Annotated in this window: 16 protein-coding genes and 1 tRNA gene; all 17 read left to right on the forward strand. The window is 61.8% G+C overall.

Annotated features, from left to right (window positions below; genetic code table 11):
• The coding region (locus BUB20358_RS25835) for an EF-Tu C-terminal domain-related protein (protein ID WP_201785588.1) at window positions 1-77 on the forward strand (77 nt) is incomplete at its 5' end.
• 60 nt (window positions 78-137) lie between these two features.
• Window positions 138-213: transfer RNA gene (locus tag BUB20358_RS25840), tRNA-Trp, on the forward strand.
• Between the two features lie 42 nt (window positions 214-255).
• Window positions 256-636 (forward strand): preprotein translocase subunit SecE, encoded by a 381-nt coding sequence (gene secE, locus BUB20358_RS25845; protein ID WP_006765425.1) that lies wholly within the window; start codon window positions 256-258, stop codon window positions 634-636.
• A gap of 1 nt (window position 637) precedes the next feature.
• On the forward strand, window positions 638-1,195 hold the full coding sequence (gene nusG, locus BUB20358_RS25850) for a transcription termination/antitermination protein NusG (protein WP_006765424.1): 558 nt from the start codon (window positions 638-640) through the stop codon (window positions 1,193-1,195).
• A gap of 139 nt (window positions 1,196-1,334) precedes the next feature.
• Entirely contained in the window at window positions 1,335-1,766 is a 432-nt protein-coding gene (rplK, locus tag BUB20358_RS25855) for a 50S ribosomal protein L11 (protein ID WP_006400671.1), read from the forward strand.
• Window positions 1,767-2,465 carry a 50S ribosomal protein L1 gene (gene rplA, locus BUB20358_RS25860; protein WP_006765423.1) on the forward strand — a complete coding sequence of 233 codons (699 nt, stop codon included), beginning with the start codon at window positions 1,767-1,769 and terminating at the stop codon, window positions 2,463-2,465.
• A 295-nt stretch (window positions 2,466-2,760) separates the two neighbouring features.
• Entirely contained in the window at window positions 2,761-3,258 is a 498-nt protein-coding gene (rplJ, locus tag BUB20358_RS25865) for a 50S ribosomal protein L10 (RefSeq protein ID WP_006416167.1), read from the forward strand.
• A 63-nt stretch (window positions 3,259-3,321) separates the two neighbouring features.
• Entirely contained in the window at window positions 3,322-3,696 is a 375-nt protein-coding gene (rplL, locus tag BUB20358_RS25870; RefSeq protein ID WP_006765422.1) for a 50S ribosomal protein L7/L12, read from the forward strand.
• Window positions 3,697-4,073: 377 nt separating this feature from the next.
• Entirely contained in the window at window positions 4,074-8,180 is a 4,107-nt protein-coding gene (rpoB, locus tag BUB20358_RS25875; protein WP_035973195.1) for a DNA-directed RNA polymerase subunit beta, read from the forward strand.
• A 21-nt stretch (window positions 8,181-8,201) separates the two neighbouring features.
• Complete coding sequence (gene rpoC, locus BUB20358_RS25880; protein WP_035973194.1) at window positions 8,202-12,443, forward strand: DNA-directed RNA polymerase subunit beta'; 4,242 nt, start codon at window positions 8,202-8,204, stop codon at window positions 12,441-12,443.
• Window positions 12,444-12,669: 226 nt separating this feature from the next.
• Entirely contained in the window at window positions 12,670-13,059 is a 390-nt protein-coding gene (locus tag BUB20358_RS25885) for a polymorphic toxin type 44 domain-containing protein (RefSeq protein ID WP_223296916.1), read from the forward strand.
• Window positions 13,060-13,162: 103 nt separating this feature from the next.
• Window positions 13,163-13,486, forward strand: a complete 324-nt coding sequence (locus BUB20358_RS25890) for a hypothetical protein (RefSeq protein WP_123806801.1) — start codon at window positions 13,163-13,165, stop codon at window positions 13,484-13,486.
• Window positions 13,487-13,647: 161 nt separating this feature from the next.
• Window positions 13,648-15,495, forward strand: a complete 1,848-nt coding sequence (recQ, locus tag BUB20358_RS25895) for a DNA helicase RecQ (RefSeq protein WP_006765420.1) — start codon at window positions 13,648-13,650, stop codon at window positions 15,493-15,495.
• A 226-nt stretch (window positions 15,496-15,721) separates the two neighbouring features.
• On the forward strand, window positions 15,722-16,102 hold the full coding sequence (gene rpsL / locus BUB20358_RS25900; RefSeq protein ID WP_006400662.1) for a 30S ribosomal protein S12: 381 nt from the start codon (window positions 15,722-15,724) through the stop codon (window positions 16,100-16,102).
• A gap of 173 nt (window positions 16,103-16,275) precedes the next feature.
• Window positions 16,276-16,746, forward strand: coding sequence for a 30S ribosomal protein S7 (gene rpsG / locus BUB20358_RS25905; RefSeq protein WP_006765419.1), 471 nt, complete (start codon window positions 16,276-16,278; stop codon window positions 16,744-16,746).
• Between the two features lie 123 nt (window positions 16,747-16,869).
• Window positions 16,870-18,972 (forward strand): elongation factor G, encoded by a 2,103-nt coding sequence (gene fusA / locus BUB20358_RS25910; protein ID WP_035973192.1) that lies wholly within the window; start codon window positions 16,870-16,872, stop codon window positions 18,970-18,972.
• 38 nt (window positions 18,973-19,010) lie between these two features.
• On the forward strand, window positions 19,011-19,261 hold a 251-nt coding region (locus BUB20358_RS25915; RefSeq protein ID WP_254593981.1), incomplete at its 3' end, for a GTP-binding protein.

A 19,261-nucleotide genomic window follows, 5' to 3' on the forward strand; every position in this document is an offset into this window, starting at 1 on the left:
AAGAAGGTCTGCGCTTCGCAATCCGCGAAGGCGGCCGTACCGTCGGCGCAGGCGTCGTCGCCAAGATCATCGAGTAAGCCAGTTATTCGTTGATCGACAGTTTTGGGACTGGCAATGGCCGGCCCCAACAATGGTCTAGGGGTATAGCTCAACTGGCAGAGCGTCGGTCTCCAAAACCGAAGGTTGGGGGTTCGATTCCCTCTGCCCCTGCCAAAAATAGCCACGTGTCCCACGTGGCATTTGTTTTAAGGTGTTATGGCGAATCCATCCGTCGAAACTGTAAATACCTCCGGCGATAAGCTGATGCTGGCCCTGGGCGTATTGCTGGTCTTGGCCGGATTCGTGGGCTTCTTCTGGCTGGCCAACCAGCAGTGGTATGTCCGCGGTGCCGCACTGGCGGTAGGTGTCGTCGCCGGCGTGGCCGTCGGGCTGTTATCCGCGCCTGGCAAGAGCCTCATCGCCTTTGCCAAGGATTCGTACAAGGAAGTCCGGAAGGTCGTTTGGCCCACCCGCAAAGAAGCGACGCAAACCACGCTCGTCGTGTTTGGTTTCGTGCTCGTGATGGCGATTTTCCTCTGGTTGAGTGACAAATCGATCGAATGGGTGATTTTCTCGGCGATTCTGGGTTGGAAATGATATGAGCGATACTCCGGCATCCCCGAGCGGAAAACGTTGGTACGTCGTGCACGCCTACTCCGGCATGGAGAAGAGCGTGCAGCGCGCGCTTCAAGAGCGCATCGAGCGTGCCGGCATGCAGGACAAATTCGGTCAGATCCTGGTTCCGACCGAAGAAGTGGTGGAAGTGAAGGGCGGTCACAAGGCCGTGACCGAACGTCGTTTCTTCCCCGGCTACGTGCTGGTGGAAATGGAAATGACGGACGAAACGTGGCACCTCGTGAAGAACACTGCGAAGGTCACCGGTTTCGTCGGTGGCGCACGTAATCGTCCGACTCCGATTTCCCCGAAGGAAGTCGAGAAGATCATGTCGCAGATGCAGGAGGGCGTCGAGAAGCCGCGCCCGAAGACCCTGTTCGAAGTCGGCGAGATGGTGCGCGTCAAGGAAGGCCCGTTCACGGACTTCAACGGTACGGTCGAAGAAGTCAACTACGAGAAGTCTCGTGTGCGTGTGTCGGTCACGATCTTTGGCCGCGCAACGCCGGTCGAACTCGAGTTCGGCCAGGTCGAAAAAGTTTGATCCGATTCGGTGGGCAGCCTCGGCTGCCCACCTTCGCGCTTACGGCCCGCGTCATGGCCGTTGAGGAGCGTCAGTAGCCAGCGGCGAACGCGCGTTATCACTCACCGAACGCCGCTTGGCGTTCCAACGAGGTTTTCAAATGGCAAAGAAGATTGTCGGCTTTATCAAGCTGCAGATTCCTGCAGGTAAAGCCAACCCGTCGCCGCCGGTCGGTCCGGCACTGGGCCAGCGCGGCCTGAACATCATGGAGTTCTGCAAGGCGTTCAACGCGCAGACTCAAGGTATGGAGCCGGGTCTGCCCGTGCCGGTGGTCATCACGGCATACGCGGACAAGAGCTTCACGTTCGTGATGAAGACGCCGCCGGCGACCGTCCTGATCAAGAAGGCGGCGAAGGTGGACAAGGGTTCGAGCAAGCCGCACACCGACAAGGTCGGTTCGATCACGCGCGCCCAAGCCGAAGAAATCGCGAAGACCAAGATGCCGGACCTCACGGCAGCTGATCTGGACGCAGCCGTTCGCACCATCGCTGGTAGCGCACGCTCGATGGGCATCACTGTGGAGGGCGTGTAAATGGCTAAGATCTCCAAGCGCCGTCAGGCATTTGCCGCCAAGGTCGATCGTCAGAAGCTGTACGCGATCGAAGACGCACTCGCACTCGTGAAGGAATGCGCGAGCGCCAAGTTCGACGAGTCGATCGACGTCGCCGTTCAGCTCGGCATCGATGCGAAGAAGTCGGACCAGGTCGTTCGCGGTTCGGTCGTTCTGCCGGCAGGTACGGGCAAGTCGGTTCGCGTTGCCGTGTTCGCGCAAGGCGAGAAGGCCGAGCAGGCTCGTGCAGCAGGCGCGGAAATCGTCGGCATGGAAGACCTGGCCGAGCAGATCAAGGCTGGCCAGATGGACTTCGACATCGTGATCGCTTCGCCGGACACGATGCGTATCGTCGGTACGCTGGGTCAGATCCTCGGCCCGCGCGGCCTGATGCCGAACCCGAAGGTCGGCACGGTCACGCCGGACGTCGCGACTGCAGTGAAGAACGCAAAGGCTGGTCAGGTGCAATTCCGTGTCGACAAGGCCGGTATCATCCACGCGACCATCGGCCGTGCATCGTTCGAGCCGACCGCGCTGCGCTCCAACCTGTCGGCGCTGATCGAAGCGCTGCAGAAGGCGAAGCCGGCGACGAGCAAGGGCGTATACCTGCGCAAGATCGCACTGTCGAGCACGATGGGCGTCGGCGTGCGTGTCGATCAGGCTACGCTGGTCGCGCAGTAAGCAAGTATTCGGGCCGCTTCCTGAAAGAGGCGGTCCTCAAGGGCTTTGGGCGGTTGTTCGTGCCGTACGGCGGACAACCGGTTATCAAAGACCGTTGGTGGGAACGCAGCAGTCGGGCGGGCCCTTAATTCAAGCCAACGCAGATGGCGAACCCGAAAAAGTTTTGCAGTGGTGAAGCCTCAGGTCGCAAAGCAGTTCGCGGCATGGGGTGGAAATACTCCTAACGAGGTCGGACGCCGTTGTTGAACGAGGTACGTGAGGCATCCGCCGAGCGTATCGTTTCTGGAGGCTAACCGTGCCGCTTAATAGAGAAGACAAGCAAGCCGTCGTTGCTGAGGTCGCCGCACAAGTTGCGAAGGCCCAGACCGTTGTGCTGGCTGAGTATCGTGGAATTGCGGTTGGCGATCTGACCACGCTGCGCGCGAAAGCGCGCGAGCAGAAGGTTTACCTGCGCGTTCTGAAGAACACGCTGGCGCGTCGCGCTGTCGAAGGTACGCCCTTTGCTCCGCTGGCAGAGCAGATGACTGGTCCGCTGATCTACGGCATCTCGGAAGATGCAATTGCCGCTGCTAAGGTCGTCAACGACTTCAGCAAGGGCAATGACAAGTTGGTCATCAAGGCTGGTTCGTTCGATGGCAAGGTGATGGACAAGGCTGGCGTGCAAGCGCTGGCAAGCATCCCGAGCCGTGAAGAACTGCTCTCGAAGCTGCTGTTCGTCATGCAAGCGCCTGTTTCGGGCTTCGCGCGTGCTCTTGCCGCGCTGGCCGAGAAGAAGCAAGCGGAAGCTGCGTAATCGAACACGCATCAGCGTCACTGATCGCTGGCTGTATCCGAATTCAATTTAGGAGTATTTCAAATGGCAATCGCAAAAGAAGACATCCTGGCAGCAGTCGAAGGGATGACCGTTCTGGAACTGAACGAGCTGGTCAAGGCGTTCGAAGAGAAGTTTGGCGTGTCGGCAGCTGCAGTCGCAGTCGCTGGCCCGGCAGGCGGCGGCGCTGCTGCTGCGGCTGAAGAGAAGACCGACTTCACGGTCGTTCTGGCTGAAGCAGGCAGCAACAAGGTTGCAGTCATCAAGGCAGTTCGCGAAATCACGGGCCTGGGCCTGAAGGAAGCGAAGGACCTGGTTGACGGCGCACCGAAGCCCGTCAAGGAAGGCGTCGACAAGGCTGCTGCTGACGAAGCGAAGAAGAAGCTGGAAGACGCAGGCGCGAAGGTCGAACTCAAGTAAGTTCCGACGCGCTGTGCGAAGGCTGGCGGTATTTTCACCGCCGGCCTTTTTGTGCTTTGTGGGGACGTTATTCTGGCACTCTTTCGGGAGCCGGGATAATCGGCCCCAGAAGCCAAAGACAACCGTCTAATCGTGGCTGCTGCATGACGATTGGCGATTCTCTTTGTCTTCTGAAGCGACTGCAGAAGGCAAGTTTGGTCGGGTAGCGGGCAACACAGGCATCCGCTGCCGTCAGCCAGCGGTTGGTAGCGGCCAACCACCAAGCTTCTCGGCTCGTTCAAGCCGTCGGACGGCCATCGGGTCTCAGTCGGTGAACACTCGGGTTTGAAACGTCAGGTATTCCGCCTCGATAGCACCCGCCGTGATTCGGAGATCGTATGCAATATTCCTTCACCGAGAAGAAGCGCATTCGCAAGAGTTTCGCGAAGCGCCCCATCGTTCACCAAGTTCCTTTCCTGCTGGCCACCCAGCTTGAATCATTCAGCACGTTTCTGCAAGCCGATGTGCCGGCGACGCAACGCAAGCCTGAAGGTTTGCAGGCCGCTTTCACATCGGTATTTCCCATTGTTTCGCACAACGGATTCGCGCGCCTCGAGTTCGTGAGCTATGCGTTGTCCGCGCCGGCATTCAACATCAAGGAATGCCAGCAGCGCGGCCTGACGTACTGCTCCGCGCTGCGCGCGAAGGTCCGCCTCGTCATCCTCGACAAGGAATCGCCGAACAAGCCCGTCGTCAAGGAAGTGAAGGAGCAGGAAGTGTACATGGGCGAAATTCCGCTCATGACGCCGACCGGCTCGTTCGTCATCAACGGCACCGAGCGCGTGATCGTCTCGCAGCTGCACCGTTCGCCGGGCGTGTTCTTCGAACACGACAAGGGCAAGACGCACAGCTCGGGCAAGCTGCTGTTCTCGGCACGGATCATTCCGTACCGCGGCTCGTGGCTCGACTTCGAATTCGATCCGAAGGACATCCTGTACTTCCGCGTCGACCGTCGCCGCAAGATGCCGGTCACGATCCTGCTGAAGGCGATCGGCCTCACGCCGGAACAGATCCTCGCGAACTTCTTCGTGTTCGACAACTTCACGCTGATGGACGAAGGCGCGCAACTCGAGTTCGTGCCCGAGCGCCTGCGCGGTGAAGTCGCGCGCTTCGACATCACGGATCGCGACGGCAAGGTCATCGTCCAGAAGGACAAGCGGATCAACGCGAAGCACATCCGCGACCTCGAAGCCGCGAAGACCAAGTTCATCTCGGTGCCGGAAGACTATCTGCTCGGCCGCGTGCTGGCGAAGAACGTCGTCGACGGCGAGACGGGCGAAGTGATCGCGAGCGCGAACGACGAGATCACGGAAAGCGTGCTCGAGAAGCTGCGCGAAGCGGGCATCAAGGAAATCCAGACGCTCTACACGAACGATCTGGATCAGGGTCCGTACATCTCGTCGACGCTGCGTGTCGACGAAACGACCGACAAGACGGCCGCGCGCATCGCGATCTACCGGATGATGCGTCCGGGCGAGCCGCCGACCGAAGAAGCGGTCGAGGCGCTGTTCAACCGTCTGTTCTACAGCGAAGAAGCGTACGACCTGTCGAAGGTCGGCCGCATGAAGTTCAACCGCCGCGTCGGCCGTGACGAGATCACGGGCCCGATGACGCTGCAGGACGACGACATCCTCGCGACGATCAAGATCCTCGTCGAGCTGCGCAACGGCAAGGGCGAAGTGGACGACATCGACCACCTCGGCAACCGTCGCGTGCGCTGCGTCGGCGAACTGGCGGAAAACCAGTTCCGCGCGGGTCTCGTGCGCGTCGAGCGCGCGGTCAAGGAACGCCTCGGCCAGGCCGAAAGCGAAAACCTGATGCCGCACGATCTGATCAACTCGAAGCCGATTTCGTCGGCGATCCGCGAGTTCTTCGGTTCGTCGCAGCTGTCGCAGTTCATGGACCAGACCAACCCGCTGTCGGAAATCACGCACAAGCGCCGCGTTTCCGCGCTGGGCCCGGGCGGTCTGACGCGCGAGCGCGCAGGCTTCGAAGTGCGTGACGTGCACCCGACGCACTACGGCCGCGTGTGCCCGATCGAAACGCCGGAAGGTCCGAACATCGGCCTGATCAACTCGCTCGCACTGTACGCGCACCTGAACGAGTACGGCTTCCTCGAGACGCCGTACCGCAAGGTCGTCGACGGCAAGGTGACCGATCAGATCGACTACCTGTCGGCGATCGAGGAAGGCCGCTACATGATCGCGCAGGCGAACGCCGCGATCGACGAGGACGGTCGACTGATCGACGAACTCGTGTCGTCGCGTGAAGCCGGCGAAACGATGATGGTCACGCCGGACCGGATCCAGTACATGGACGTCGCGCCGTCGCAGATCGTGTCGGTCGCAGCGTCGCTGATTCCGTTCCTCGAGCACGACGACGCGAACCGCGCACTGATGGGTTCGAACATGCAGCGTCAGGCCGTGCCGTGTCTGCGTCCGGAGAAGCCGGTCGTCGGTACGGGCATCGAGCGTACCTGCGCGGTCGACTCGGGCACGACGGTTCAGGCGTTCCGCGGCGGCGTCGTCGACTATGTCGACGCAGGCCGTATCGTGATTCGCGTGAACGACGACGAAGCGGTTGCCGGTGAAGTCGGTGTCGACATCTACAACCTGATCAAGTACACGCGTTCGAACCAGAACACGAACATCAACCAGCGTCCGATCGTGAAGATGGGCGACAAGGTGTCGCGCGGCGACGTGCTGGCAGACGGCGCGTCGACGGATCTGGGCGAGCTCGCGCTCGGCCAGAACATGCTGATCGCGTTCATGCCGTGGAACGGCTACAACTTCGAGGATTCGATCCTGATCTCGGAGAAGGTCGTGGCCGACGATCGCTACACGTCGATCCACATCGAAGAGCTGAACGTCGTCGCTCGCGACACGAAGCTCGGGCCGGAAGAAATCACGCGCGACATCTCGAACCTGGCGGAAGTCCAGCTCGGCCGTCTCGACGAATCGGGCATCGTGTACATCGGTGCGGAAGTCGAAGCGGGCGACGTGCTGGTCGGCAAGGTCACGCCGAAGGGCGAGACCCAGCTGACGCCGGAAGAGAAGCTGCTGCGCGCGATCTTCGGCGAGAAGGCGTCGGACGTGAAGGACACGTCGCTGCGCGTGCCGTCGGGCATGAGCGGCACCGTGATCGACGTGCAGGTGTTCACGCGTGAAGGCATCCAGCGCGACAAGCGTGCCCAGCAGATCATCGACGACGAGCTGAAGCGCTACCGTCTCGACCTGAACGACCAGCTGCGCATCGTCGAAGGCGACGCGTTCCAGCGTCTTGCACGGATGCTCGTCGGCAAGGTCGCGAACGGTGGTCCGAAGAAGCTCGCGAAGGGCACGAAGATCGACCAGGCTTACCTGGAAGATCTCGACCACTACCACTGGTTCGACATCCGCCTCGCGGACGACGAAGCAGCGGCGCAGCTCGAAGCGATCAAGAACTCGATCGAAGAGAAGCGTCACCAGTTCGACCTCGCGTTCGAAGAGAAGCGCAAGAAGCTCACGCAAGGCGACGAACTGCCGCCGGGCGTGCTGAAGATGGTCAAGGTGTACCTCGCGGTGAAGCGCCGTCTGCAGCCTGGCGACAAGATGGCAGGCCGTCACGGTAACAAGGGTGTCGTGTCGAAGATCGTGCCGATCGAAGACATGCCGTACATGGCCGACGGCCGTCCGGCAGACGTCGTGCTGAACCCGCTCGGCGTGCCGTCGCGGATGAACGTGGGTCAGGTTCTGGAAGTGCACCTCGGCTGGGCCGCGAAGGGTCTCGGCTGGCGTATCGGCGAAATGCTGCAGCGTCAGGCGAAGATCGAGGAACTGCGTGCATTCCTGACCAAGATCTACAACGAGTCGGGTCGTGCGGAAGATCTGGACAGCTTCTCCGACGACGAGATCCTCGAGCTCGCGAAGAACCTGCGCGAAGGCGTGCCGTTCGCGACGCCGGTGTTCGACGGTGCGACCGAGGACGAAATGGCGAAGATGCTCGACCTCGCGTTCCCGGACGACATCGCGAAGCAGCTCGACATGAACCCGTCGAAGAACCAGGTTCGCCTGTACGACGGTCGCACCGGCGAGCCGTTCGAGCGTCGCGTGACGGTCGGCTACATGCACTACCTGAAGCTGCACCACCTTGTCGACGACAAGATGCACGCGCGTTCGACGGGCCCGTACTCGCTCGTGACGCAGCAGCCGCTGGGTGGTAAGGCGCAGTTCGGTGGTCAGCGTTTCGGTGAAATGGAAGTGTGGGCACTCGAAGCGTACGGCGCGTCCTACGTGCTGCAGGAAATGCTGACGGTGAAGTCGGACGACGTGACCGGCCGGACCAAGGTGTACGAAAACCTGGTCAAGGGCGATCACGTGATCGATGCAGGCATGCCGGAGTCCTTCAACGTGCTGGTGAAGGAAATCCGTTCGCTCGGTATCGATATCGATCTCGACCGCAATTAATCGGACTACGGAGAGAAAGCAATGAAAGCTCTGCTCGATCTATTCAAGCAAGTCCAACAGGAAGAAGTTTTTGACGCGATCAAGATCGGCCTGGCCTCGCCCGACAAGATCCGTTCGTGGTCGTTCGGTGAAGTGAAGAAGCCGGAGACCATCAACTACCGTACGTTCAAGCCGGAGCGCGATGGTCTGTTCTGCGCGAAGATCTTCGGGCCGATCAAGGACTACGAGTGCCTGTGCGGCAAGTACAAGCGCCTGAAGCACCGCGGCGTGATCTGCGAGAAGTGCGGCGTCGAAGTGACGCTGGCGAAGGTGCGTCGCGAGCGCATGGGCCACATCGAGCTGGCCTCGCCGGTCGCGCACATCTGGTTCCTGAAGTCGCTGCCGTCGCGTCTGGGCATGGTGCTCGACATGACGCTGCGCGACATCGAGCGCGTGCTGTATTTCGAAGCATACGTGGTGATCGAACCGGGCATGACGCCGCTGAAGGCGCGGCAGATCATGACCGAGGAGGATTACTACAACAAGGTCGAGGAATACGGCGACGAGTTCCGTGCCGAGATGGGCGCGGAAGGCGTGCGTGAACTGCTGCGCGCGATCAACATCGACGAGCAGGTCGAACAGCTGCGCACCGAGCTGAAGAACACGGGCTCGGAAGCGAAGATCAAGAAGTATGCGAAGCGCCTGAAGGTCCTCGAGGCATTCCAGCGCTCGGGCATCAAGCCCGAGTGGATGATTCTCGAAGTGCTGCCGGTGCTGCCGCCGGAACTGCGTCCGCTCGTGCCGCTGGATGGCGGCCGTTTCGCGACGTCGGACCTGAACGACCTGTATCGCCGCGTGATCAACCGTAACAACCGGTTGAAGCGTCTGCTCGAGCTGAAGGCGCCTGAAATCATCGTCCGCAACGAAAAGCGGATGCTGCAGGAAGCCGTCGACTCGCTGCTCGACAACGGTCGTCGCGGCAAGGCGATGACGGGCGCGAACAAGCGTCCGCTGAAGTCGCTCGCCGACATGATCAAGGGCAAGGGCGGTCGTTTCCGTCAGAACCTGCTGGGCAAGCGCGTCGACTACTCCGGCCGTTCGGTCATCGTGGTCGGCCCGACGCTGAAGCTGCATCAGTGCGGTCTGCCGAAGCTGATGGCGCTCGAGCTGTTCAAGCCGTTCATCTTCAACAAGCTTGAGGTGATGGGCGTCGCGACGACGATCAAGGCGGCGAAGAAGGAAGTCGAGAACCAGACGCCGGTCGTGTGGGACATCCTCGAAGAGGTGATCCGCGAGCACCCGGTGATGCTGAACCGTGCGCCGACGCTGCACCGTCTCGGCATCCAGGCGTTCGAGCCGGTGCTGATCGAAGGCAAGGCGATTCAGCTGCACCCGCTCGTCTGCGCGGCGTTCAACGCCGACTTCGACGGCGACCAGATGGCCGTTCACGTGCCGCTGTCGCTCGAAGCGCAGATGGAAGCGCGCACGCTGATGCTCGCGTCGAACAACGTGCTGTTCCCGGCCAACGGCGATCCGTCGATCGTGCCGTCGCAGGATATCGTGCTGGGTCTGTACTACGCGACCCGCGAAGCGATCAACGGCAAGGGCGAAGGCCTGACGTTCACCGGCGTGTCGGAAGTGATCCGCGCGTACGAGAACAAGGAAGTCGAGCTGGCCTCGCGCGTCAACGTGCGGATCACCGAAATGGTCCGCAACGAGGACAAGTCGGAAGGCGCGCCGGAGTTCGTGCCGAAGATCACGCTGTACGCGACGACCGTCGGCCGCGCGATCCTGTCGGAGATCCTGCCGCCGGGCCTGCCGTTCTCGGTGCTGAACAAGCCGCTGAAGAAGAAGGAAATCTCGCGGCTGATCAACACGGCATTCCGCAAGTGCGGTCTGCGCGCGACGGTGGTGTTCGCCGACCAGCTGATGCAGTCGGGCTTCCGTCTCGCGACGCGTGCCGGCATCTCGATCTGCGTCGACGACATGCTCGTGCCGCCGCAGAAGGAGACGATCGTCGGCGACGCCGCGAAGAAGGTGAAGGAGTACGACCGTCAGTACATGTCGGGTCTCGTCACCGCGCAGGAACGCTACAACAACGTGGTCGACATCTGGTCGGCAACGTCGGAAGCGGTCGGCAAGGCGATGATGGAGCAGCTGTCGACGGAGCCGGTGACCGACCGCGACGGCAACGAAACGCGCCAGGAGTCGTTCAACTCGATCTACATGATGGCCGACTCGGGCGCCCGCGGTTCGGCGGTGCAGATTCGTCAGCTGGCCGGTATGCGCGGCCTGATGGCGAAGCCGGACGGCTCGATTATCGAGACGCCGATTACCGCGAACTTCCGCGAAGGTCTGAACGTGCTGCAGTACTTCATCTCGACCCACGGCGCACGTAAGGGTCTGGCTGATACGGCACTGAAGACCGCGAACTCGGGTTACCTGACGCGTCGTCTCGTCGACGTCACGCAGGATCTCGTCGTGGTCGAGGACGATTGCGGCACGTCGAACGGCGTCGCGATGAAGGCGCTGGTCGAAGGCGGTGAAGTCGTCGAAGCGCTGCGCGATCGTATCCTCGGCCGCGTCGCGGTCGCGGACGTCGTGAATCCGGAAACGCAGGAAACGCTGTACGAAGCGGGCACGCTGCTCGACGAAACGGCGGTCGAGGAAATCGAACGCCTCGGCATCGACGAAGTGCGCGTGCGCACGCCGCTCACCTGCGAAACGCGTTACGGCCTGTGCGCGTCGTGCTACGGCCGCGACCTCGGCCGCGGCTCGCTCGTGAACGTCGGCGAAGCAGTCGGCGTGATCGCGGCACAGTCGATCGGCGAACCGGGCACGCAGCTGACGATGCGTACGTTCCACATCGGCGGTGCGGCATCGCGTGCGGCAGTCGCGTCATCGGTCGAAGCGAAGAGCAACGGTACGGTTCGCTTCTCGCCGTCGATGCGCTACGTGACGAATGCGAAGGGCGAGCAGATCGTCATCTCGCGTTCGGGCGAGGCGCTGATCACCGACGATATCGGTCGCGAGCGCGAGCGTCACAAGATCCCGTACGGCGCGACGCTGCTGCAGCTCGACGGCGCCGCGATCAAGGCCGGCACGCAGCTGGCGACGTGGGATCCGATGACGCGTCCGATCATCACCGAGTACGGCGGTACGGTGAAGTTCGAGAACGTCGAGGAAGGCGTGACGGTCGCGAAGCAGATCGACGACGTGACCGGCCTGTCGACCCTCGTCGTGATCGACGCGAAGCGTCGCGGTTCGCAGGCATCGAAGAGCGTGCGTCCGCAGGTGAAGCTGCTCGACGCGAACGGCGAAGAAGTGAAGATCCCGGGCACCGAGCATTCGGTGCAGATCGGCTTCCAGGTCGGCGCACTGATCACCGTGAAGGACGGTCAGCAGGTGCAGGTCGGTGAAGTGCTCGCACGTATTCCGACCGAATCGCAGAAGACCCGCGACATTACCGGCGGTCTGCCGCGAGTGGCCGAGCTGTTCGAAGCGCGTTCGCCGAAGGATGCGGGCATCCTCGCGGAAGTCACCGGTACGGTGTCGTTCGGCAAGGACACGAAGGGCAAGCAGCGTCTCGTCATCACGGACCTCGAGGGCAACCAGCACGAGTTCCTGATTGCGAAGGAAAAGCAGGTGCTGGTCCACGACGGTCAGGTCGTCAACAAGGGCGAAATGATCGTGGACGGCCCGGCCGATCCGCACGACATCCTGCGTCTGCAGGGTATCGAGGCGCTGTCGCGCTACATCGTGGACGAAGTGCAGGACGTGTATCGTCTGCAGGGCGTGAAGATCAACGACAAGCACATCGAGGTGATTGTTCGCCAGATGCTGCGTCGTGTGCAGATCACCGACAACGGCGATACGCGCTTCATCCCGGGCGAACAGGTTGAGCGTTCGGACATGCTGGACGAGAACGATCGCATGATCGCCGAAGGCAAGCGTCCGGCGTCGTACGACAACGTGCTGCTCGGTATCACGAAGGCGTCGCTGTCGACCGACTCGTTCATCTCCGCGGCATCGTTCCAGGAAACGACCCGCGTGCTGACCGAAGCGGCGATCATGGGCAAGCGCGACGACCTGCGCGGCCTGAAGGAAAACGTGATCGTCGGCCGTCTGATCCCGGCCGGTACGGGTCTCGCGTTCCACAAGGCGCGCAAGGCGAAGGAGATGTCCGACCGCGAGCGTTTCGACCAGATCGCAGCGGAAGAGGCATTCGACTTCGGTACGCCGAGCACGCCGGCGGAAGAGCCGCAACACCCGGCAGCCGAGTAAGCGCGCGGCGCGAGCCGCGCTGCGTCGCCGTCGCGCGAATCGCCCGGTTTCGACCGGACGGTCAGCGAGACGGCCACCACACCCTGCAAGCGGATTCGCTTGCAGGGTGTTTTTTATTTGTGGGTCGGCGTGCTGCGTGTGACGCGGCGTTTCGTTGTTTTGAGATGGGCGCGATGCTAGAGTCGGCTTCCGTCAACGCTCGCGAGATATTCCGCGCAACGCGCCCATGCCGTTCTCTATGCCGCGCCATCCTTCCGGCGTTTCACTAAAAGAAAACATGCGAATTGCGAGGGCGCGACGCGGCCCGGCTCGCATCGCAACAGCCGCGACCTATATCTGGTTCTACCGGCAAGTCAGAAATAGGGGGCCTTGGGACCACAAGCAAAAGCAGCGCGAATATGCGGACTTCGGTAACTTCAACTATGGGGCGACCGGCTACGCAGCAGGGATTCCCGAGCAGACGTTGTTGCGTGCCGCAGGATGCGCTCAAATGCTCGCCGGAACATCGCTACCCGAATGGGGGCACTGTTGGGAACGGCCGCCATACGGCGACGATCCTGGCGACCAAGCCTGGATTCTGAAGGGTATCGAGCATGCGAAGATGCACGGATATTAAAGTCGCTTGCATCGGTGCCGTTATTCTTCTGCTCATCGAAGCGCTCGCAACAGGAGGATGGTATTTGCTGTCCCGGCCCGCGCAAGGCCGGCGGGAACTGGTCGTGACGAAGGCGCTGCGCGACGACCTGTACCTATACGTTGTTCGAGACGATTCCGGCGGGGCAACCATTCCGTTTCGCTTCAAATATTATTTCTGGAACCGACACGTCGATCGCGACGAGGTCGACGCGGTGGTCGATCGCCAAGCTCCGTTTTTGACAGCAAGCAGCGAAGCTGCGCAAGTGAGCGCACGCGGTGACGACGTTGCGGTGGCTTTTCGCGGCCGCGTGTACGACTTTTCGAACCTCGCAGTGTTCTATATCGGAGACTCGCCGCGGTTCGTCCCGCTACATCTGGATGCGCAGCCAGACTTTGTCAGGCCCTGATCCGTCGATGCATCCGTTACTCGAGTACGCGACTGGCTAACCTGATACGCCGAACGCACCGCACGCTGTCCGATCAGCCAACATCGCACGATTCACCGTGCGCCGCGCGAGCGGGTTGTTAAAATTGCGGTCATCGTCCGCTGTCCTCGTTCTCATCATTCATGTCTCGCGCCCTCGAAATACTCGACGAAGTCTTTGGTTATTCCGCATTTCGCGGCCAGCAGGGCGACATCGTCGAACACGTCGCCGGCGGCGGCGATTGCCTCGTGTTGATGCCGACGGGCGGCGGCAAATCGCTGTGCTATCAGATTCCTGCGCTGTTGCGCCGCGAAGCCGGGCACGGCGCCGGCATCGTCGTGTCGCCGCTGATCGCGCTGATGCAGGACCAGGTCGCTGCTCTGCGCGAAGTCGGCGTGCGCGCCGCGTATCTGAACTCGACGTTATCAGGCGCCGAGGCCGCCGCGACGGAGCGCGCGCTGCGCGAAGGCGAGATCGACCTGCTGTACGTCGCGCCCGAGCGGCTGATGACCGGGCGTTTTCTCGAACTGCTCGAGCGCGCGAAAATCGGCCTGTTCGCGATCGACGAGGCGCACTGCGTATCGCAGTGGGGGCACGACTTCCGCCCGGAATACATTCAGCTGTCGGTGCTGCACGAGCGGTTTCCGTCGGTGCCGCGTATCGCGCTGACTGCCACCGCCGATGCGATCACGCGCGACGAAATCATTCATCGTCTCGCGCTCGACGATGCGCGCGTGTTCGTGTCGAGCTTCGATCGCCCGAACATTCGCTACCGGATCGTCGAGAAGGACAATGCGCGCTCGCAGCTGCTCGACTTCATCCGCGCGGAGCACACGAATGCGGACGGCACGACCGATGCGGGCGTCGTCTATTGCCTGTCGCGCCGCAAGGTCGAGGAAACGGCCGAATGGCTGAAGGCGCAGGGCGTGCGCGCACTGCCGTACCACGCGGGGATGGAGTTCGAGGTGCGGCAGAAGCACCAGGAAATGTTCCAGCGAGAGGAAGGCATCGTGATGTGCGCGACGATCGCGTTCGGGATGGGCATCGACAAGCCCGACGTGCGATTCGTTGCGCACCTCGACTTGCCGAAGAGCGTCGAGGGCTATTACCAGGAAACCGGCCGCGCGGGGCGCGACGGACTGCCGGCGAATGCGTGGATGGCATACGGGCTAGGCGACGTGGTTCAGCAGCGCAAGATGATCGAAGAGTCCGATGCGGACGACGCGCATAAACGCGTGCAGACGTCGAAGCTCGACGCGCTGCTCGGCCTGTGCGAGACGATCTCGTGCCGCCGCGTGCGGCTGCTCAATTACTTCGGTGAAGCGAGCCAGCCGTGCGGCAACTGCGACACGTGCCTCGAGCCGCCCGCTTCGTGGGACGCGACGCGCGAGGCTCAGATGGCGCTGTCGTGCGTGTTCCGCGCGCAGCGCGCGAGCGGTTTCAACTTCGGCGCGAGCCATCTGATCGAGGTTCTGCGCGGCGCGCGTACCGAGAAAGTGCTGCAGCGCGGGCACGATCAGCTCAGCACGTTCGCAATAGGCGCAGCGCTGTCCGAGCCCGAGTGGCGCGCGATTTTCCGCCAGCTGGTCGCGTACGGCTACCTGGCCGTCGATCACGGCGGCTTCGGCGCGCTCATGCTGACCGAAGCGGCGAAGCCGGTGCTGAAAGGCGACGAGAAAGTAACGCTGCGCCGCTACGTGAAGCCTCAACGCACGCGGCAGTCGTCGAGCCGCAGCGGTACGCGCGTCGATCCGACGGCCGGCATGGGCACGCGCGAGCGCGCACGGTGGGACGCGCTGCGCGCATGGCGGGCGGAAACCGCGAAGGCCGACGGCGTGCCGGCGTACGTGATCTTCCACGACGCGACGCTCGCCGAAATCGCGCGCAACGCGCCGGAGACGATCGAGGATCTCCGTCATATTCCCGGGATGGGCGTGCGCAAGCTCGAGCGCTTCGGCGACGAGATCATCGACGTCGTCGAGTCGGTGTGACGCTGGCGTTCGGACCCTCCGGTAAACCGCGGCCGCAGCGGGAAAATCACGCAAGCCGTTGACTTCGTTGGTATTTCCGGAATATCATGCTGGGTTCCGGTAATCGGCAGGCCGCGTTGCGTTCGAAAGTTCGTGCCTGTTTCGTCGATTCGGAAGTCAACTGTGCGCGGATTCTCGCTTTGCCCGAAATCGGCGTGCAGATTTTGTTCAATTTCAGGAATAAACAATGCCAACCATCAACCAACTGGTTCGCAAAGGCCGTCAGTCGGAAACGACGAAGAGCAAGAGCCCGGCCCTGCAGGACTGCCCCCAGCGTCGCGGCGTGTGCACCCGTGTGTACACGACGACGCCGAAGAAGCCGAACTCGGCACTCCGTAAGGTCGCCAAGGTTCGTCTGACGAACGGCTTCGAAGTGATCTCGTACATCGGCGGTGAAGGCCACAACCTGCAGGAGCACTCGGTTGTGCTGATCCGCGGCGGCCGTGTGAAGGACTTGCCGGGTGTGCGTTACCACATGGTTCGCGGCTCGCTGGATACCCAGGGCGTCAAGGACCGTAAGCAAGCGCGCTCGAAGTACGGCGCGAAGCGTGCAAAGGCTGCCAAGTAAGCAGCGTTTGATCAGGGATCGCCTTCAGGGCGGTCAAGGCGGTGGTGCCGGATTGCCGGTGCTGTCGAGTAAGTGGTCACCCGGCCAAGCTGGTTAGTCTTGAAGATGTGATCGGGTTAGTTGGTGACCGCGGGGCTGAATTGAGCTCCAACTGAACAGGTAAAGGAAGAATCATGCCGCGTCGTCGCGAAGTCCCCAAGCGGGAAGTGTTGCCGGATCCGAAGTACGGCAACGTGGATGTAGCCAAGTTCATGAACATGCTGATGCTGTCCGGCAAGAAGTCGGTCGCTGAACGCATCGTTTATGGTGCTTTCGAACAAATCCAGACCAAGGGTGGCAAGGACCCGCTGGAAGTGTTCACGGTTGCGCTCAACAACGTCAAGCCGGTGGTCGAAGTGAAGAGCCGCCGCGTTGGTGGTGCCAACTATCAAGTTCCGGTCGAAGTGCGCCCGTCGCGTCGTATGGCATTGGCGATGCGCTGGCTGCGTGAGGCTGCGAAGAAGCGCAGCGAGAAGTCGATGGCTCTGCGTCTTGCAGGCGAACTCACCGAAGCGGCCGAAGGCCGCGGCGGCGCGATGAAGAAGCGCGACGAAGTTCACCGCATGGCAGAAGCCAACCGCGCGTTCTCGCATTTCCGTTTCTAAGCGCCTGGCTGGGCTGTTAGCGGAAATAAATTCCGGGCGGGTGCGCTTTTCAGGCGCCTCGCCCGTTTGTGTTGAGGCGCGATGCGGCACGACTGCATCGCGCCATCCCAGTAGAGGATCAAAGTGGCTCGCAAGACTCCCATCGAGCGCTACCGCAATATCGGTATTAGCGCTCACATCGACGCCGGCAAGACGACGACGACCGAGCGCATTCTGTTTTACACCGGTGTGAACCACAAGATCGGTGAAGTCCACGACGGCGCAGCAACGATGGACTGGATGGAGCAGGAACAGGAGCGTGGCATCACGATCACGTCCGCTGCTACCACCGCCTTCTGGAAGGGCATGGGCGGCAACTATCCGGAACACCGCATCAACATCATCGACACGCCGGGTCACGTCGACTTCACGATCGAAGTGGAGCGTTCGATGCGCGTGCTCGACGGCGCGTGCATGGTGTACTGCGCAGTGGGCGGCGTGCAGCCGCAGTCGGAAACGGTGTGGCGCCAGGCGAACAAGTACAAGGTGCCGCGTCTCGCGTTCGTCAACAAGATGGACCGTACCGGCGCGAACTTCTTCAAGGTCTACGACCAGCTCCGTCTGCGCCTGAAGGCGAACCCGGTTCCGGTCGTGGTGCCGATCGGCGCGGAAGAAAACTTCAAGGGCGTCGTCGATCTGCTGAAGATGAAGGCGATCATTTGGGACGAGGCGTCGCAAGGCACGAAGTTCGACTACGTCGACATCCCGGCGGAACTCGCCGACACGTGCCAGGAATGGCGTGAAAAGATGGTCGAGGCGGCTGCGGAAGCCAACGAAGACCTGATGAACAAGTACCTGGAAGAAGGCGATCTGCCGGAAGCCGACATCATCAAGGCGCTGCGCGACCGTACGATCGCGTGCGAAATCCAGCCGATGCTGTGCGGTACCGCGTTCAAGAACAAGGGTGTGCAGCGCATGCTGGACGCCGTGATCGACTTCCTGCCGTCGCCAGTCGACATCCCGCCGGTCAAGGGCGAGCTCGACAACGGCGAAACCGCCGAGCGCAAGGCGTCGGACGACGAGAAGTTCTCGTCGCTCGCGTTCAAGATCATGACCGACCCGTTCGTCGGCCAGTTGATCTTCTTCCGCGTGTATTCGGGCGTCGTCAACTCGGGCGACACGGTGCTGAACTCGACGAAGGGCAAGAAGGAACGCCTCGGCCGTATTCTGCAGATGCACGCGAACAACCGCGAAGAAATCAAGGAAGTTCGCGCGGGCGACATCGCCGCCGCGGTCGGCCTGAAGGAAGCGACCACGGGCGACACGCTGTGCGACCCGGCACACCCGATCGTTCTCGAGCGCATGGTGTTCCCGGAGCCGGTGATTTCGCAGGCCGTCGAGCCGAAGACGAAGGCCGACCAGGAAAAGATGGGCCTCGCGCTGAATCGTCTCGCGCAGGAAGACCCGTCGTTCCGCGTGCAGACCGATGAGGAATCGGGCCAGACGATCATTTCGGGCATGGGCGAGCTCCACCTCGAAATTCTGGTCGACCGGATGAAGCGCGAATTCGGCGTGGAAGCGACCGTCGGCAAGCCGCAGGTCGCGTATCGCGAAACGATCCGTTCGACGGCGAAGGACGTCGAAGGCAAGTTCGTCAAGCAGTCGGGCGGTCGCGGCCAGTACGGTCACGCGGTCATCACGCTCGAGCCGAACGAGCAGGGCAAGGGCTACGAGTTCTTCGACGAGATCAAGGGCGGCGTGATTCCGCGCGAATACATCCCGGCGGTCGACAAGGGTATCCAGGACACGCTGAAGTCGGGCGTGCTGGCCGGCTTCCCGGTCGTCGACGTGAAGGTGCACCTGACGTTCGGTTCGTACCACGACGTCGACTCGAACGAAAACGCGTTCCGCATGGCCGGTTCGATGGCGTTCAAGGAAGCGATGCGCAAGGCGAACCCGGTGGTGCTCGAGCCGATGATGGCCGTCGAAGTCGAGACGCCGGAAGAGTACATGGGCAACGTGATGGGCGACCTGTCGGGCCGTCGCGGTATCGTCCAGGGCATGGAAGACATGGTCGGCGGCGGCAAGATCGTTCGTGCCGAAGTGCCGCTGTCGGAAATGTTCGGTTACTCGACGTCGCTGCGCTCGCTGACGCAAGGTCGTGCGACGTACACGATGGAGTTCAAGCACTACGCTGAAGCTCCGCGCAACGTTGCCGACGCGATCATCAGCGCTAAGGCGAAGTAAATCTTCATCAATCGTCTATTTTTTGAAAGAAGAGAATCATGGCAAAAGAGAAGTTTGAGCGGACCAAGCCGCACGTGAACGTTGGTACGATTGGTCACGTTGACCACGGCAAGACGACGCTGACGGCGGCGATCGCGACGGTTCTGTCGTCGAAGTTCGGCGGCGAAGCGAAGAAGTACGACGAAATCGACGCGGCGCCGGAAGAAAAGGCGCGCGGCATCACGATCAACACCGCGCACATCGAGTACGAGACGGCAAACCGTCACTACGCGCACGTTGACTGCCCGGG

This window comes from Burkholderia dolosa, from assembly GCF_902499135.1.
Taxonomy (GTDB): Bacteria; Pseudomonadota; Gammaproteobacteria; order Burkholderiales; family Burkholderiaceae; genus Burkholderia; species Burkholderia dolosa.

Coding starts and splice junctions, on each gene's coding strand:
- rplA (WP_006765423.1), top strand. CDS start 1,767: ATGGCTAAGATCTCCAAGCGCCGTCAGGCATTTGCCGCCAAGGTCGAT.
- rpsL (WP_006400662.1), top strand. CDS start 15,722: ATGCCAACCATCAACCAACTGGTTCGCAAAGGCCGTCAGTCGGAAACG.
- rplL (WP_006765422.1), top strand. CDS start 3,322: ATGGCAATCGCAAAAGAAGACATCCTGGCAGCAGTCGAAGGGATGACC.
- rpoB (WP_035973195.1), top strand. CDS start 4,074: ATGCAATATTCCTTCACCGAGAAGAAGCGCATTCGCAAGAGTTTCGCG.
- secE (WP_006765425.1), top strand. CDS start 256: ATGGCGAATCCATCCGTCGAAACTGTAAATACCTCCGGCGATAAGCTG.
- rpoC (WP_035973194.1), top strand. CDS start 8,202: ATGAAAGCTCTGCTCGATCTATTCAAGCAAGTCCAACAGGAAGAAGTT.
- rplK (WP_006400671.1), top strand. CDS start 1,335: ATGGCAAAGAAGATTGTCGGCTTTATCAAGCTGCAGATTCCTGCAGGT.
- nusG (WP_006765424.1), top strand. CDS start 638: ATGAGCGATACTCCGGCATCCCCGAGCGGAAAACGTTGGTACGTCGTG.
- rpsG (WP_006765419.1), top strand. CDS start 16,276: ATGCCGCGTCGTCGCGAAGTCCCCAAGCGGGAAGTGTTGCCGGATCCG.
- BUB20358_RS25885 (WP_223296916.1), top strand. CDS start 12,670: ATGCCGTTCTCTATGCCGCGCCATCCTTCCGGCGTTTCACTAAAAGAA.
- recQ (WP_006765420.1), top strand. CDS start 13,648: ATGTCTCGCGCCCTCGAAATACTCGACGAAGTCTTTGGTTATTCCGCA.